Source organism: Gemmiger formicilis (genome assembly GCF_018784445.1).
GTDB lineage: Bacteria > Bacillota > Clostridia > Oscillospirales > Ruminococcaceae > Gemmiger.
On sequence record NZ_WQOH01000026.1, the window covers coordinates 1 to 15,851 of the forward strand.

The following is a 15,851-nucleotide window of genomic DNA, read 5'->3' on the forward strand; positions in this document are numbered from 1 at the left end:
TTAGCCGCAGGGTCGGGAGCAAGTGCAGCCACAAGACGCAAGCGTTGAACGGTCGCTTCTCGATTCGGACAGCCAAAAGCGTAAAGAGCTTTCTTTTCATTGATGTTCATATTCATAGTGGGTTCCTCCTTGAAAGATTAAGATTTAAGGTTAATAAAAGCGACAAGCATTTCACGAAGAACGAAACACTTGCCGCTTGAATTACGGTATTAAATTGTCGGGTTCAGACCTTACTTTTTTAGTCCTCTTTGGGGTTGAGCGGATATTCATAGGCTTCTTTCATAAGTAGCAAGCCTGTGGACAGTCCACATTTAAAATGCTCGGTGCTTTCATACTGCTGAACAATCGTCATTCGCTGATGAAGTTCCTCCACTTTGGAAAAGTCGGCTTTTGAAAACTTGTTCGCCAGTTCGTCCATAAGGCCGGCAATGGCTTTGACCTCTGCCTTGTAGCCGTCCTGTTGCGGTACAATGTTCTCCAATGGGTACATATCGCCGCCGAAAATCGCTTCCATAATCATTTAATCACCCCCTCCGCTATAATGGCAGTAAATCATTTCGTGCTTGATGATTTCCTCGGCTCGGTTGCGGATGGAGTTCATGGACTGCACCCACAACATCTGATTATCTGCTTTCATCTGCTCGGTCACGCCCTCGGCTCTTGCCATCTGCTCCATAATCAGAGAGAAGCGGTCATTTGCCTGTTCGTTCAGATCTGCAAGGACAGAATGAAGCCGACAGGACAAAACAAGCTCGTTATAAACGGCGGGGCGGTAATTCTGCAAATAGGCTTTGTGAAGTCTGCCCCAATGCCCGATAGGTCGCTTTTCCTCCGGCAGCTTCAAATCCGGCACATAGTAATCTCCCACAAGGATATAGTCAATGCCGTTTTCGTGGATTCTCGGTTTCAGTTCGTTCATGCTGTGATAGCTCCTTTCTGTGGCTCTCGCTTCGGAAGATTGCTGACAGGGATAAACACACCCCTTGCAATGTCCTCGGCTCGAATGGCATTTTTCTTTTCGTCCATCTCGGCTTTCTTCGCCGCCTTGATTTTGTCCTCATAACGCTTCTGGGCACCGCTGGCTTTACGCTTCAAGTAGTTCTGATGAAGTTTGTCCTTGCGTTCCTCTCGCTTGCGGATTTCCTCTAATTCTTCCGGCGTAAGCTCCACTTCAGCAAATGCCGGAGGGACGAAACGCCCGACAAAGTTAAAGAAGATTTCAACCTCTTGCGTAGTCTCTCGACTGCCTTTTCTGGCACGCTCATGGACAAGGATTTTATCGACAAACTCGTTGAGCATGGTATTTGTCAGCTTGTCGAAGTTCTGATACTTGTCAATCAGAGTGATAAAGCGGTCTGCGGATTTCTCATGCTTCTCATAATCTCCGACAGCCTTTTCAAGTGTTGCAATCTCGGCGGTAAGTGCCGCCTGTTCCTTTGCGTACTGTGCATCCAGAACGGCATATCTGGCATCGGGGAGTTTGCCCAATACATTATCCTCATAGATTTTACAGAGCAAAACTTCCAGTTCCGAAACACGCTGTTTTGACGTAGCAAGCCTTGTGCGTTGCTTCTTGACCTCGCTTGTCTGCTGACTGGACTGTGCTTCTTGTACCACTCGGACAAACTCGGCTCGGTCATGCTTTGCATACTCGGCTATGGCTCGGAGCATATCGGAGACAAGAGACAATACCACATCTTCATTGATACGGTGCTGTGTCTTGCAGAGCGTTCCACAAGGGACTTTTGTGTACTGTGAGCAAGTGTATTGAGAGATACGCTTGCCGTTGTTAGTGCGGTGGACATACATCTTGCCGCCGCAATCGGCACAGTAGAGCAAGCCTGTGAGGGGAGCAGCTTCGCCCCATCCATCGGGGTATCGTCTGACCTTGCTTCGGATTTTCTGTGCAAGGTCGAAAGTCTCTTGGCTGATAATGGCTTCATGAGTATTCTCGAAAATCGTCCATTCGTCCTCCGGCACATAATGGCTTTTCTTGTCCTTGAAATGCTTTCGGGTCTTGAAATTGACGGTATGACCGAGATATTCACGCTTGTCCAACAGATTGACGATAGTGGAAGAACCCCAACCGTACACATCCTTGAAAGTCTTGTTTTTGTTCACGCCCTCGTTATGCTGTGCAAGGTAGGCAGAGGGAATGAGTATCTTGTCCTCGGACAGCTTCTTTGCAATCTGATACGGTCCGTAGCCGTCAATCGTCATAGCAAAAATACGCTTGACAACCTCGGCGGCATATTCATCAACAATCCATTGGTCTCTTGTCTCATTCCAGAGATAACCGTAAATGACCGTCCCTGTCAGATGCTTGCCTGTCATGCCTTTGGTCTTGAAAGTGGACTTGATTTTGCGGCTTGTGTCTCGTGCGTAGTATTCGTTCATGATGTTACGAAAAGGGGTAAAATCATCGTCCCCTCTGGCACTGTCCACACCGTCATTGATGGCAATGAGACGGACACCTCTCTGGCGTAAAATCTCCATAATCTGACCGACTTTGAGATAGTCACGCCCCAGACGGCTCATGTCCTTAATGCACAGATAGTCCACATTTCCGGCTTCGACTTGCCGCATCATATCCAGAAAGCCGGGTCTATCGAAACAAGTTCCGCTTATTCCATCGTCCGTAAAGTGGACACAGTTTGTGAAGCCTTGCTGTGCGGCGTATTCCTCCAATAATTTTTTCTGATTGGATATGGAATTACTCTCGCCTTGCAGTTCATCGTCACGGCTCAAACGCTCGTATAGGGCGGTTATTTTCTGTTTGCTCATGGGGTCTCCTTTCTGCTTTGTAGCCTTATATGTTTTAAGAGACTTACTCATATCGTGATGAATAAGTCTCTTAAAGCATACAACACCCGCCGCCAGCTTGAACTTGGCATATTGGCGGACAGCAAAGTGGTTCGGTTTTTTCTTTTTCAGAGCTTCAAACATCTGATCCACTGGATTCTGAAAGGTTTCATCATCCTCGCGCACTTCCATCGCGTTCAGAAATTCAATCAGCGTTGCAAAGTTCTGCTCTTCCAGCGGTGCCTCATAATGGATATAACCAATCAAAGCACAATACAGCAAGGTCTCTGCCTTCGTCCAGAATTCGTCACCGGCCTTGCCGTCCCCTTTAGTGTTGGCAATGAGGGTTGTGGTCAGCTTCAAAATATCCTTTTCGCTGTGAATATACGCGAAGGGATTATAATGCATCGACTTTCTGAAATTGATAGTATTGAAAATCCGGATACTGTATCCGTTCTTCAAAAGGGCTTGGCCGCAGTCGATTACGATATCACCTTTCGGGTCAGTGACCACGTAGGAACTGTGACATTGTAAAAGGTTGGGTTTAAGCCAAAATCTCGTCTTACCGCTGCCGGAACCGCCGACCACAAGCACATTTTTGTTTCTGGCATTTGCCGGATTCTTCGGGCGATTGCCCATCATCAGCCGCTCCGTCCGGGTCAGAATCACATTGTTTGCAAACACTGGATCTTCAAACGGTTCGATGTCTTTCTGCGTACCCCACCGGGCAGAGCCATACTCCATACCATGACGATATTTCTTGGCATTTTTGCCTTTCAGATACACAGCAAGCCGCAGACCCGCTCCGCAGCACACACCAATCAGCAAATCCAGCGGATGCAGACTTGGCATCGGGTTGGAAAATGCTGCACCCAGAGCAGAAAGAAAGCCGAGGAGCTTTTCAGACATGTCTGCGCCCTCGGCAATTCTCCACGCTTCTCCCAGATTGGTACATACAAGACCGGCAATGAAGTACGGCAGGTTCAGGATCAGCAGCTTCTTGGTCTTATTACTCATAGATCACGCTCCTGACTTTTGTGACGAACCTTATCCGGCAGAATTGCAGCCACCAGTTCTTTGAGCTTGTTAAGCTGCTCCAGAACACTCGGTTTTTCCTTTGCTTTCAGCTTGCGGTTGGTGAATTCCTCAAAAGCGGAAGTCAGTGCATCCGCATCCTTCGCCTTAAAGAACACCGTGTACTTGGGTGGAATCACATTTTGGTCTTTCGTAATGGCATAATCCACACCGTATTTCCGCGCCACCTGTTCAAAGCCTTTCAAATCCGTTTTCTCAATGGGGATACTGCTGACTCCCTGATTCTGACCGATCAGTTCTTTGATGCTCTGCTTTCCAAGCGGCATCTGCGCTGATTTCTGAGCCGCCTTTGCCTGATGGTGCCGTTTCCACGCATTATAGCCATTCACGATAGTGCGAAATGTCAGTTTCGTGGTACTGATTGCCAGATTGACGGTACGATTTTCAACTTCTTCCTGCATGAATCTCCGCCTCCTTCCTTACAAACTGTCCCGGTCCGGTGCCGGTTTACTCTTTTCTTGGGGCTTTGCAGCCTTTTCCTCCATCTTCTTCACCATGTCATCCGGAACCGGAATCGCCATGATGCTGCGCCCCATACGAACGAACATCTGGGGCTGATGGAACTGCTCCTCAAATTTCTGCATCTGCTCCGAAGTCAGAGAACCAAAGTCATCCTCTGTCAGCCCTACCACCAGAAAATCACCGGCATAAATGTCCTGCATATCCCCGTCTTCGGTGTAAATCGCACGGTTCAGCGGCAGACCATTGATTTTGCCGGATTCATTCAGAATAATGGCCACTTCATCCTCAAATGGATAGGTGACTTCAATATCGCCGCCGACCATGGCCTGCAAATCTTCCAGCTCCGTGCCAACACTGATTTTCTTCGGATAGGCATTGGGCTGTACCAGCAGCACATCCATTGTCCTGGTCTCTGCCAATTCATGTTCTCCCACGGTCTTGAAATCCACACCGGTGAAATCGCCGGAATCCAGAACATAGTCCTGATTGTTCCACGCCTGCGTCACCATGCGTTCCGCATCTTCCTGTGAGGCAGCTTCCACGGAAACCTTTCTCTGGAGAGTCTCTGTAATCTCCACATCAAATTTCTTCATAGGCACCTCCTTAGATCAGGCGCAGTGCCGGAACCAACTCGCCGCCAATGGAAACCACCGTCAGGTTCTCGTTCACATAGTCGATGGTGCGTTCCAGCGTAAACAGATTGATGCTGCATTCGTTGCCGTTCTGGTCGATTTCCGAAACCTCCGCAGCTCCCAACAGATAGCGGGTTCTGTCAGTCTCGATCACATCGCTCTTATCATAATGGAGAAGCAGTTCCCCATCTGCCACCAGATCAGCCTCCATCTCATCGTAAACATCCTCAAAGATGTCTCGACTGCCATCCTCGGTCAGGAGTTCGCCGCCAGCCCCCGGCAGGATCACCATCACAATGCGCTCCTTCGGGTGATCTTCACGGATTGCCTCCAGCATCAGCCAGTTATGAAGCATCGCAATGGACTTCTCAAACATGGGATCATCCATCGGATTGGGCTGCGATGCACCGTGCGGGCAGTTCTTGCAATCCATGCTGCACACTGCGTTGTTCTGATTCTTCTTAAAGTTCATCATCATAAAAATCTCCTTCTCATCGTTCCATATCTCGTTGTTTACTTCGCTGCCATTTTTCCAGCAGCCGGATAATCGTGTCCTGCATCTGCTTCGGCGTATAGGATTTCGGGAAATACTTCCGAAGAACCTCGTTTTTAATCGTCACATGGTCAAGCTCATCCTTTTTGATTTCATTCATCACTTCACACATGGCATCCAACGTGCAGCCGCCCTCCTGTGAGAGCTTCTTCAGCCGCTGTGCCTGCGACAGGGATGGAGATGCCTGTGCATAGTCCATTGCCTCCAGAAATTCCTTCTGTTCAGACGGTTTCAGGTAAGACAACTCCACCGCCGGATTAAAGGCGATTTTCTTCTCATCCACCATATCCAAAATTTCAGGAATCAGGTTGGTAAGGCGGATATAGCGTTTAACCGTATCCTTACTCATTCCAACAGCTTCACCAATAATCTCCGTAGACAACTTCGGTGCAAATTGCTCCGAAGTCAAATCTTTTCTCTGACCCTGATGTTTCATCGCCTCCAACTTCATCTTGTAGGAAAACGCTCTCTCGCTGGGAAGAATATTCTCCCGCTGCAAGTTGCTGTCCACCATAAAGATGATTGCTGCATCATCGTCCATTTCCTTGACGATGACCGGCACAGTCTCCAAACCTGCCAGCTGCGCCGCATGAAGTCTGCGGTGTCCTGAAAGAATTTCAAATCCGCCTTCCGGGTCAGGTCGGACAATCAGTGGTGATACCACACCGATCTGCTTGATGCTCTCTACGGTCTGTTCCATCAGCTCGTCATCCAGCACCTTAAAGGGATGCCCTTCAAAAGGATGCAGGTCAGAAAGCGGCATCTCCGTCCGCTTCTCCTTAGCCGCAGCGTCGGCAGCTGAGCCACTGCGGTTTTCTGTTGTAATACTGGTTTTTGCTTTTGCCATTCAGCTTCTTAACCTCCTTCCAGCGGTGATAGATGTCATTCTTACCTGCGAAAAACGCCTTTTTTGCCTTGCACTTCATAGATCAAGTACCTCCTTAACGACCTGCTGTTTTTCTTTTCCAATGCTCTTTCTGCGGTCCTCTCCGCTGATTCGCACCGGCGTACACATTTCCAGAATCCTGCTGTAAATCCGGGCGTATGCCACATCCTGCGGATTGCGGATTTCTGCAATTTTCAGATTGGTTGTGATAATGACCGGAAGCCCGGACTTATACCGCTCATCAATGACAGCGTAGACCTGCTCCAGCGCATATTCGGTGCTGCGCTCAATTCCCAGATCATCCAGAATCAGCAAAGAATAATTGGAAAACGAAGCGATATACCGGTATCGTTCTTCCGAATACATGGCACCCATCTGGTTCAGGATTTTGGAGAAGTTCGTCATCAAAACCGGAATGCCCTGATCCAGCAGCGCATTTGCTATACATGCCGCCACAAAGGACTTTCCGGTTCCGACATCTCCCCATAACAAAAGGCCAAGGTTTTCAGCCTTGACCTTTTTCCACTGCTCCACATAACGTTTTGCCATCTGGATGTCCTTGTTGTCTTCTGCAACGCCAAAATTCCATTCCAGAAGATGCTTTTCCTGAATCCCAGTTGCTTTCAGCTGCCTGATTTTACGCTGCCGCTCCACCAGTTCATCCTGGCGTTTCTTTTCCGCCATCGCTTCCTGCTGGCATCTGCAAAGGCAGGGAACAATCTTGTCTCTGCCCCAGAGCTTTACCCTGCACTGCACCGGAGTATGACAGTTCCGGCAATACAGCAGTCCGTCCACGCCCTGGTATTCCTGCTCTCCGGGTTCTTTCGGCGTAAAGAGCGAATCCAACGCCGCATTCAATACTTCAGGCACCATGTCGCTCATAGGCTGTCTCCTTCCTCAAATGTGTAGTCTGCCGGGTTATACTTCGGCTTTTCTCTCTTTGCCCAGCTCCGGATTGTGGCAAGGTGATTTTTGTAGCTCCTGCCGGTGGAAGCCATATACTCAGAGAGCCGTTCCACCCGCATCTGATAATCTCCTGGGAACTCCTGCCGGAGCTTGCCGTATTCCGTGTCAGAGAGAAGGACATTTTCGTATGAGCCATACCGGTGCTGGATTTCCTTCTTCTCTCTTTTATTGATTGTTTCAGTACTTGTTCTATTAGTACTTAATTGCGCGGGATTTTCCGTAACCGGTGTGTCCGTATCCGGATTTACCGTATACGGCTTTTCCGTACACGGTGATTCCGAACACGGCTTTTTCCTTGGCATCTCATAGATCACATACTCCGCTCTGCCCATCCGACCGTTACTCTCACGCTGCTGGTTCCTTTCCAGATATCCAAGACGTTCCAGTTCTTTCAGAGCTGTAAGCACCCCATCTACGCCATCCGGTGTAATCGAAGATAATCCCCGTACCGAATAGTTCCATGTGTCCGGTAAACTAAGCAGCATAGAGAGAAGTCCTTTTCCTTTCAGGCTGAGACCCTGATCCCGCAGGTGGTAATTGCACATCGTTGTGTAATTGCTGTTTTTCTCAACCCTGAATACCGGCATGGTGCTCACCATCCTTTTTCGCAGGCTCCGTTTTTTTCTTCGGACATTTGCGCGAACGATCTTCGCTGTCCTCCCGTCGATGGTATTTGCCGGTATCCTGCATCATGCGTTCAAACGCCTGAAGGCGTCCCTCTGTAAAAAGCGTCATTCGATCACACCCCATTTCTTAAACAACTTGAAGAGATGATTCTTTCCCTTGCAGGTCACTCTCGTCTGCTGCACCAGTTTTCCGCTTCTGCCGTAGCAATCCCGGACAATAAAATAGCCCCTTGCAGATTTGTCTGCAAAAGGCATCAGCCAGCCGCTTGGACTGCGGTACAGATAGCGGTGATCCAGTAAGAGAGCTACTGCCGTCTTCTCTGGGATTCCGATTTCCTTACAGAAATTCCGGATGCAGGTGCAATCTTCCGAATTTACAAAGGTGTCGAAGTAGTCTGCCTTGGGCTGTGCCGCATCCAGCTGTTTGCGGATACCCTCAAGCTGCTCTCTCTCGGCTACAAGCTCCTGTGCCAGTGTGTAGATGACCTCCGGATGCTGAATCACCTGATCCAAAATGGAATCGCTCATATACACACCATGCTTGCGAATGGACGGGAGAACTTCATCAAACACCCAGTGTTCAAATCGTTCTGCCGATGGCAGCTTGCTGTGAACGATCAGCCGGTAAACATCGCCTTCTGTGATAAAGGAGATTTCAACGACCTGCTCTCCAGCATCTCCATACTGATTCACCTTCTGAACGACCCCCTCGCGTTTCGTTAGGGGGCCTCTGCAATGGCGTTTCACTGCGGCGTAGGGATTCACATACCCCAACGCTTTCGCCACATCGCTTGCACAGAAGAAGGTCTTGCCCGCCTCTTGCAACACGCGGATCGAACCAAACTCCTGGTTCTCAAACACCTCCATCATCTGCCTTGACTGTCCGCCATGACTGCCCACATCGGTGTCATGGGTCTTCTGATTGAAATCCGTCATACCTGTTACCTCCTGCTCAAATTTGTCTCGCCGGATTTCGGGCGAAAAAAATAGAGCCTCGACCCATTCTCGTTTTCAAAGAATGAGCCAAGGCTCTATGTAACAGGATACCTGATATTAAATTTTTGCAGAATTCGTCAGAACTCGCCAAACGAACCTGACACTGTTTTTCATTCCGTTTCAGCCGGATTTTTGCCGAAAATCTGTCAAGGATATGGGGCTAATTTCCCCTCCAAAATGGCCTTCTGTAAACCCATTTTCCCACCCATTAGGCTCAAAAATAGGCCGTAAACCCATGGTAAACCCATCAAAATGGGTTAATTTGAAGTCAAATTTCCTCAAATTTCACCATCGGAATCAGGCGATTTCAGGCATAGAAAAAGCCCGGAAAATGGCGTATTTCCGGGCTTTTTTAGCATTATTAAGCTGTAGATTATCGCTTGCTGAACTGCGGAGCGCGACGAGCGGCTTTGAGGCCGTATTTCTTACGTTCCTTCATACGAGGATCGCGGGTCAGGAAGCCAGCCTTCTTCAGGGTAGCGCGCAGCTCGGGGTTGAACTGCAGCAGGGCGCGGGACAGGCCGTGGCGGATAGCGCCAGCCTGACCGGCGCAGCCACCGCCGACGACGTTGACGACGACGTCGAACTTGCCCTCGTTCTCAGTCAGAACCAGGGGGCTGTTGGCCAGCAGCTTCAGGGTCTCCAGACCAAAGTAGTCGTTGATGTCACGGCCATTGATGGTCATTTTGCCGGTGCCGTTGTAAACGCGAACGCGGGCAACGGAATGCTTACGACGGCCAGTGCCGTAGAAATAAGGTTTGGTTTCGTACATCTTCTATTGCCTCCTCACTCAAATCTCAACAGCTTCGGGCTTCTGAGCAGCATGGGCATGGTCAGCAGCCTTGTAGCAGTGCAGGCGGGTCATAGCCTTGGCGCCGATGGTGTTAGAGGGGATCATGCCCTTGACAGCGTAGGTCATGGCCTTGTCGCTGTTCTCAGCCATCAGGGTCTTGTACTGGGTCTCCTTCAGGCCGCCGATCCAGCCGGAATGAGTGCGATGGAACTTCTTCTCCAGCTTCTTGCCGGTCAGGACAGCCTCGTCGCAGTTGATGATGATGACGTGGTCACCGCAGTCAACGTTGGGGGTGAAAGTGGTCTTGTTCTTGCCGCGCAGGATGACAGCAGCCTTGGCAGCAACGCGGCCGAGGGGCTTGCCGGCGGCGTCGATCACATACCACTTGCGGTCAGCCATTTCAGCGGGCTTAGCGAGAGTCGTGCTCATAGTAGGAACCTCCATTGAGAAATTAACACGTCCGTCTTATAACGGTATTTAACAGCGCCGCACAGGGCGCTTTTTCGCGCAAGTGTGATTATAGCAGAAAGCGGGGCCATAGTCAACGGTTTTTGGAAAGAATTTTAATTTATTCTTTGATAGCTCTTTAATTCTCGTAAATACTCTCGTTTTCTCGCGTTTTCACAAACTCTATTTTTATAAAAATTTACGCAGGGCCGTAGGGGCCGGGCATGCAAGGCAGACGACATTTTGCGGGAAAGCCGCGGGCTGCACATAGGCGGCCCCTACACCTCAGCAATATCTTTATCTGCAAATAAAAAACCGCCCTGCGGCATACACCACAGGGCGGGCTGGGTTTATTTTACTGCTTGAGCGCGCTGACAACGCGGTTCAGGTCATGCTCATCCTCGCAGACGATCTTGACGGGATTGCTGTAATCCAGGCTCATCATGCCCAGGATGCTCTTTGCATCGGCAATGCTGCCCTTCATGTCATGCACGCCGACATCGTTATAACACTTGGCGGCAGCAGACACGATTCCCTTGACCTCAGTAAAATTGGAAACCTTGACTTGTTTCACCATAATAAAGAACCTCCGATTTTTCCCACGCATTCTGCCGCGTCTTCAGCACCGGTATCCAGGATGGAACCGGGCGCACGGCCTGCGGCAGGGAGGTGAGCCACCATGCTCTATCTGCTCCCTACGTTGTGCATTATAGCACAATTATGTGCCTTGTGTTTGTTCATAATGCACAAAGGTGATTTTTTCCATTTCCTGCACAAAAGAGAAAATCCTTCATTTTTGGCTTTTGGTAAGAATGACAGCTTTTAGGCTGTGCCCTGTGCATTTGTTCACATGTATTATGTTTTTACAAGCGAATTTTTACGTTTTCTGAACGTTTTTGTCGATTTCTGCTTTAGTTGTACAACATCCCTTGTTAAAAATCAAACACCATGTAAATTCGCGTGCAACATTTGTATATGTTCCTGTCGCTTTTGTATCAGTTTTGCTGGGGTACGCCCTTCATTGTCAGGGCAATGCGCTTTTTGCCGGTATCGACACTGAGCACCTTGACCCGCACGATATCGCCGACCTTCAGCACTTCCCGCGGGTGCTTGATGAATTTATCGCTGATCTGGGAAACATGGACCAGCCCGTCCTGGTGGACGCCCAGGTCTACGAATGCGCCGAAATCAATGACGTTGCGCACGGTGCCGGTCAGCTCCATGCCGGGTTTGAGGTCGTCCAGCCCCATGACATCACTGCGCAGCAGCGGCTTGGGCAGGCTGTCGCGCACGTCGCGGCCCGGCTTACACAGCTCGGCGACGATATCGTTCAACGTCGGCTCTCCCACCCCCAGCGTCTCACACAGGGTCGTGGCCCCCTTGGCCTTGACAACGCCGGGCAGGCCCGCCAGCTTGTCGGTGCCGATTTCTGCGGCGGTGTAGCCGCAGGCATCCAGCAGGGCCTTGGCGGCAGCGTAGCTCTCGGGGTGGACGGCGGTTGCGTCCAGGCGATTCTTCGCCTCGGGCAGCCGCAAGAAGCCCGCGCACTGCTCATACGCCTTGGGGCCGAGGCCCTTGACCTTTTTCAGCTGCGCGCGGGAGGTGAACGCGCCCTCCTCCTCGCGCCAAGCAACGATATTCTTGGCCGTGGCCGCGCTGACGCCCGCCACGCGGCGCAGCAGCGGCGCAGAGGCAGTGTTCAGGTCGACGCCGACACTGTTCACGCAGTCCTCGACCACGCCGTCCAGCGTCTCGTTCAGCCGCTTCTGGGGCATATCGTGTTGGTACTGGCCCACGCCGACGGCCTTGGGGTCGATTTTGACCAACTCGGCCAGCGGATCCTGCAAACGGCGGGCAATGGACACAGCGCTGCGCAGGTTGACGTCATACTGGGGGAATTCCTCGGCGGCCAGTTTGCTGGCGGAGTAGACCGACGCGCCGGCCTCGCTGACGACCATATACTGCAAATGCAGGTTCTTTTCGTCGGCCAGCTCACGGATGACCTGGGCGGCGAATTTCTCTGTCTCGTGGCCGGCCGTGCCGTTGCCGATGGCCATGACCTCGACGCCGTTCTTCAAAACCATCGCTTTGATAATTTTTTTCGCCTGATCCACGCGCTTGAACTCGGGCACCGGGTAGACGACGTTCGTGTCCAGCACCTTGCCGGTGGGGTCCACGACGGCGACCTTGCAGCCCATGCGGTAGCCGGGGTCCAGGCCCATAACCGTCTTGCCGCGGATGGGCGGCTGTAAAAGCAGCTGGCGCAGGTTATCGCCAAAGACCTTGATAGCACCCTCGGCGGCGGCATCGGACAGCTCGCTCCGCAGTTCGTTTTCCAGGCTGGGGTGGATGAGGCGGCTGTATGCGTCGCGGGCGGCAGCGTCCACGAGCTCCGCGCTCTTGCCGCCGGTCTTTTTGCGGGCGTACATCCAGCTGACGATACCTGCCGCACGGTCGGCATCGACCTGGATGCCAACCTTCAAAAAGCCCTCGCGCTCGCCGCGATCCAGTGCCAGCACGCGGTGGCCGGGTATCTTGTTCAGCGGCTCTGCGAAGTCGTAATACTGGGCGTAGACGCTGTCCTCGTCCTTGGCCTTGGCGCTGGCGATGCGGCCAAACGCGCGGTAGTAGCGGCGCAGTTCGGCGCGGCAGGCAGCATCATCGGAGACAGCCTCAGCGATGATATCCTGCGCCCCGGCCAGCGCGGCGGCTGCGTCGGGGACCTCGTCGTTGAGGTACGCAGCGGCGGCTTTCTCGGGGTCAAACGCAGCGTCCTGTTTCAGAATCGCGTCGGCCAACGGCTGCAAGCCCCGGGCCTTGGCGATGCTGGCGCGGGTCTTGCGCTTGGGTTTATAGGGGCGGTAGATGTCCTCGACCTCGGCCAAGGTCTTGGCCTTGGTCAGCGCGGCGGTCAATTCGGGCGTCATGGCCCCCTGCTCGGTGATGGAGGAGGTGACTTCCTCCTTGCGCTTATCGAGGCCGCGCAGATATTCCAGACGGTCGCCCAGATCGCGCAGTACCTGATCGTCCATCGAGCCGGTGGCCTCCTTGCGGTAGCGGGCGATAAAGGGGATGGTGTTCCCCTGGTCGATCAATTCAATAGCCCCCTGGACATTTTTGACATTCAGGTTCAATTCCTGGGCTAACTGTTCAGCATGGTTTGGCATATGGTTTGTTTCCTCTCTTTTTCTTCCGCAAAATTCCCAAATACACTCCATACACCACGATAGCAACGGCGCTCACGGTGGCCGACACCTTCAGCCCCGGCGTATGGTAGGTAAATTCTATCTCATTCTCCCCTGCGGGCACGCACACGGCCATCAGGCCGTCGTCCACTTTTTCAATGGTGGCGGGTTCGCCGTTGACTGTGGCGGTAAAGCCGTCGTCATACGGCACACTGAAAAACACCAGCTCGTCCGCGGCATAGTTCGTCCTGGCCGTAAAACCGGTGCGGGTCGCGGCAAATTCTGCCACACCTGCATCCCGCCGGGCGACGCAGTCGGCAGCGTAGGCATCCTCACTGCGGTTGGTCAGCTCCTCATCGGGCAGAGGCTGCAAAATACCGCCGAACGCCGAAATCTGGTCGTCATCCAGCAAAACCGCGCGGCACAAAATTTGCGCACGCTCGTCCTCGTTCACGCGGTCGAGCTGGTCGGCGGTGACGTAGTAGTCGAATGCAAAGCCCATCGGCACCCAGTTTTCGTTCTCGTAAATGGCGTAGGCCGTCGTCTCGCCGGTGCGCCGCCAGCCGGGCAGGGCCTTGTCAGTCCACTCAGCCTCCTTGTCCTTGGCTACCAGCGTGTACCGCACGCTGAGCAGCCCGCGCAGTGCGTAGTTCTCGGCGTCGGGCTTGGAGTTCACGTCCCGCTTGACGCCGACCTCTGGGTAAAATTCCATGATACTGGGCGCGACGGTGGAGTTGAAAAATTGCAGACAGCTCTTATCGAACCACAGCCCCAGATTGTTGTGCGCCCCATAGGCGTCGATGCGATAAAACGCGTCGTCCGGCAGGGCGGCGGCAATCTCATCCACAGAATCATACGTCTCTGCGATCAAATTTCCATCGGTGTCCCACTGGGCGTACTTGGTCAGCGAGAGGTGCAGCGTACCGTACAGCAGGCTGAACCCCAGCGTCGCCGCCATCAGAATACTGCCCCAGCGGCGCTTTTGGCGGCAAAAATGCCACAGCAACGCAAAAACCACGATGCCCGCCACCGTCATGCCGAAGATAGCCCAGAACCGCGCAGGCTGATCCAGCACGCCGTAGACCGTGTTACCGTCGTCATCCTCGTTGGGCAGGATGGCGAACACCGCCGCCGTCAGCGTGATAAAGGTCGTCAGCGCGAACGCCCGGGGCAGGTGCCGCTCCGCCAGGCCGGGGCGGGCAAGCAGATAGCATGTCGCACCGCACAAAACCAGAATCGGCATATAATACCAGCGGGCATAGTAGCTGGAATTGAGGGCGTAGAACGCACTGTTCAGCACCGGCACGAACGCGCAGACGATGCACACTTTCAGAATGTAGGTAAACGGGTGCCGCCCCCGCGCCCGGCAGAACGCCAACCCGCCCGCCGCACCCACCAGCGGCAGGTAGGCGGTCAGGCTCGTGTGTTTGAGGATGCCTTCCTGGAACATATCCTTGAAATAGGGCGCATCCGGCATCAAAAAGGGGCTGTAAAAAATGGCACCGTACTGCTGGGATTTGCCATAGAACAAGTATCCATACCCGGTAAACGGGTCGATGGTGCGCGGATTTTGCAAAAGCGACAGCCCCGCCGGAAGCAGCAGCACGCACCCGCAGGCGCAGCCCAGGACCGTCTCCCACGCAAGGCTTGCAAACTTGCGCGGGCCGATTTTATACCGCCGCCCCGCCGCCATGCAGAAGAAATAGAGGATGAGGAACACGGCCTGCCCGGCAAAAAAGAAGTAATTGTTGACAAGGTTCAGCGCCACCCAGAACGGAAAGCGGCCTTTTTTGCCGTCCAGCACCGCGTCGTCCAGCGACGCCAGCATATAGGGAAACAGCGCCACAACGTCCAAAAAGTGATTGAAAAAGATGTTGTAGATGCTAAACCCGGAGAATGCGTACAGACAGCCCGCCAGCATGGACCATCTTTCGTCCTGCACCCAGCGGCGTGCCCACAGGTAAGCCCCGCCCCCGGCCAGCGCCATTTTCAGGCAGAGCAGCGGCACCATGGCCCAGGGCATGAACTTGGCGGGCACGAGCATCGAAAGCCAGAAGAACGGACTGCCCAGCAGGTAGAACGAGTAGGAGTTGACAAACCCGCTGCCTAAATCGGTAGCCCAGCTGAAGGTGCCGCCCTGCTTAATAAAGGCGTTGGCATACTGGTAAAAGTTGATCTGCTGGTCGTTGAAGTCGCCCGCGTAGTGGAAGTACCCGCCGCCCGCGACGGCATCTATGATGCAGTGGGGCAGAAACAGCAGCACCGCCGTGGCAAAGCAGAGCACGAACACCCGCCAGTAATTGGATTTTTGTTTAAAATTTACGGATTCCATATTGATAGTACCGTTTATGGGGCCCCATTTTGGGGCAAGGTGTGGTATACTGAGGATACGCCCCATTATACCACAA

16 protein-coding genes and 2 pseudogenes are annotated in these 15,851 nt (G+C 52.7%); all 18 read right to left on the minus strand.

Annotated elements, in window-relative coordinates; translation table 11 throughout:
- Positions 1-238: 238 nt before the first annotated feature.
- The 18 genes and pseudogenes from GPK89_RS09065 to GPK89_RS09140 all read right to left on the minus strand — a co-directional run bounded on the left by GPK89_RS09065 (position 239) and on the right by GPK89_RS09140 (position 15,775).
- Positions 239-520, minus strand: a complete 282-nt coding sequence (locus tag GPK89_RS09065; RefSeq protein ID WP_195308977.1) for a DUF6809 family protein — start codon at positions 518-520, stop codon at positions 239-241.
- A complete protein-coding gene (locus GPK89_RS09070; protein WP_195308976.1) occupies positions 521-919 on the minus strand; it encodes a TnpV protein in 399 nt (132 codons plus the stop codon). It abuts the gene before it with no gap.
- Positions 916-2,334, minus strand: a complete 1,419-nt coding sequence (locus tag GPK89_RS16765) for a recombinase family protein (RefSeq protein WP_430750605.1) — start codon at positions 2,332-2,334, stop codon at positions 916-918. Before GPK89_RS16765 ends, GPK89_RS09070 begins: the two co-directional genes overlap by 4 nt.
- A gap of 6 nt (positions 2,335-2,340) precedes the next feature.
- Positions 2,341-2,751 (minus strand): annotated as a pseudogene (locus tag GPK89_RS16770) (recombinase family protein); the annotation flags it as partial.
- Positions 2,731-3,819: pseudogene (locus tag GPK89_RS16775) on the minus strand (type IV secretory system conjugative DNA transfer family protein); the annotation flags it as partial. The pseudogenes GPK89_RS16770 and GPK89_RS16775, both read right to left, overlap by 21 nt.
- Positions 3,816-4,298, minus strand: coding sequence for a PcfB family protein (locus GPK89_RS09080; protein WP_005929980.1), 483 nt, complete (start codon positions 4,296-4,298; stop codon positions 3,816-3,818). The gene GPK89_RS09080 and the pseudogene GPK89_RS16775, both read right to left, overlap by 4 nt.
- A gap of 18 nt (positions 4,299-4,316) precedes the next feature.
- Positions 4,317-4,952, minus strand: coding sequence for a DUF3846 domain-containing protein (locus GPK89_RS09085; protein ID WP_002576407.1), 636 nt, complete (start codon positions 4,950-4,952; stop codon positions 4,317-4,319).
- Positions 4,953-4,962: 10 nt separating this feature from the next.
- Positions 4,963-5,469: a hypothetical protein gene (locus GPK89_RS09090; RefSeq protein WP_005929984.1), complete on the minus strand. Its 507-nt coding sequence runs from the start codon at positions 5,467-5,469 to the stop codon at positions 4,963-4,965.
- 13 nt (positions 5,470-5,482) lie between these two features.
- Positions 5,483-6,391, minus strand: coding sequence for a ParB/RepB/Spo0J family partition protein (locus GPK89_RS09095; RefSeq protein WP_005929988.1), 909 nt, complete (start codon positions 6,389-6,391; stop codon positions 5,483-5,485).
- Between the two features lie 75 nt (positions 6,392-6,466).
- Positions 6,467-7,312, minus strand: a complete 846-nt coding sequence (locus GPK89_RS09100; RefSeq protein ID WP_005929990.1) for an ATP-binding protein — start codon at positions 7,310-7,312, stop codon at positions 6,467-6,469.
- On the minus strand, positions 7,309-7,983 hold the full coding sequence (locus GPK89_RS09105) for a helix-turn-helix domain-containing protein (RefSeq protein WP_097772875.1): 675 nt from the start codon (positions 7,981-7,983) through the stop codon (positions 7,309-7,311). The genes GPK89_RS09100 and GPK89_RS09105 overlap by 4 nt, the downstream gene beginning before the upstream one ends.
- Positions 7,964-8,131: a hypothetical protein gene (locus GPK89_RS09110; protein ID WP_171032223.1), complete on the minus strand. Its 168-nt coding sequence runs from the start codon at positions 8,129-8,131 to the stop codon at positions 7,964-7,966. Before GPK89_RS09110 ends, GPK89_RS09105 begins: the two co-directional genes overlap by 20 nt.
- On the minus strand, positions 8,128-8,958 hold the full coding sequence (locus GPK89_RS09115; protein WP_002576413.1) for a phage antirepressor Ant: 831 nt from the start codon (positions 8,956-8,958) through the stop codon (positions 8,128-8,130). Before GPK89_RS09115 ends, GPK89_RS09110 begins: the two co-directional genes overlap by 4 nt.
- Positions 8,959-9,391: 433 nt before the next feature.
- Positions 9,392-9,790 carry a 30S ribosomal protein S9 gene (rpsI, locus tag GPK89_RS09120; protein WP_215692548.1) on the minus strand — a complete coding sequence of 133 codons (399 nt, stop codon included), beginning with the start codon at positions 9,788-9,790 and terminating at the stop codon, positions 9,392-9,394.
- Positions 9,791-9,808: 18 nt separating this feature from the next.
- On the minus strand, positions 9,809-10,240 hold the full coding sequence (gene rplM / locus GPK89_RS09125; protein WP_078783446.1) for a 50S ribosomal protein L13: 432 nt from the start codon (positions 10,238-10,240) through the stop codon (positions 9,809-9,811).
- A gap of 373 nt (positions 10,241-10,613) precedes the next feature.
- On the minus strand, positions 10,614-10,835 hold the full coding sequence (locus GPK89_RS09130; protein WP_215692549.1) for an HPr family phosphocarrier protein: 222 nt from the start codon (positions 10,833-10,835) through the stop codon (positions 10,614-10,616).
- Between the two features lie 418 nt (positions 10,836-11,253).
- Entirely contained in the window at positions 11,254-13,425 is a 2,172-nt protein-coding gene (locus tag GPK89_RS09135) for a Tex family protein (RefSeq protein ID WP_215692550.1), read from the minus strand.
- Positions 13,409-15,775, minus strand: a complete 2,367-nt coding sequence (locus tag GPK89_RS09140; RefSeq protein ID WP_215692551.1) for a YfhO family protein — start codon at positions 15,773-15,775, stop codon at positions 13,409-13,411. Before GPK89_RS09140 ends, GPK89_RS09135 begins: the two co-directional genes overlap by 17 nt.
- Between the last annotated feature and the right edge of the window lie 76 nt (positions 15,776-15,851).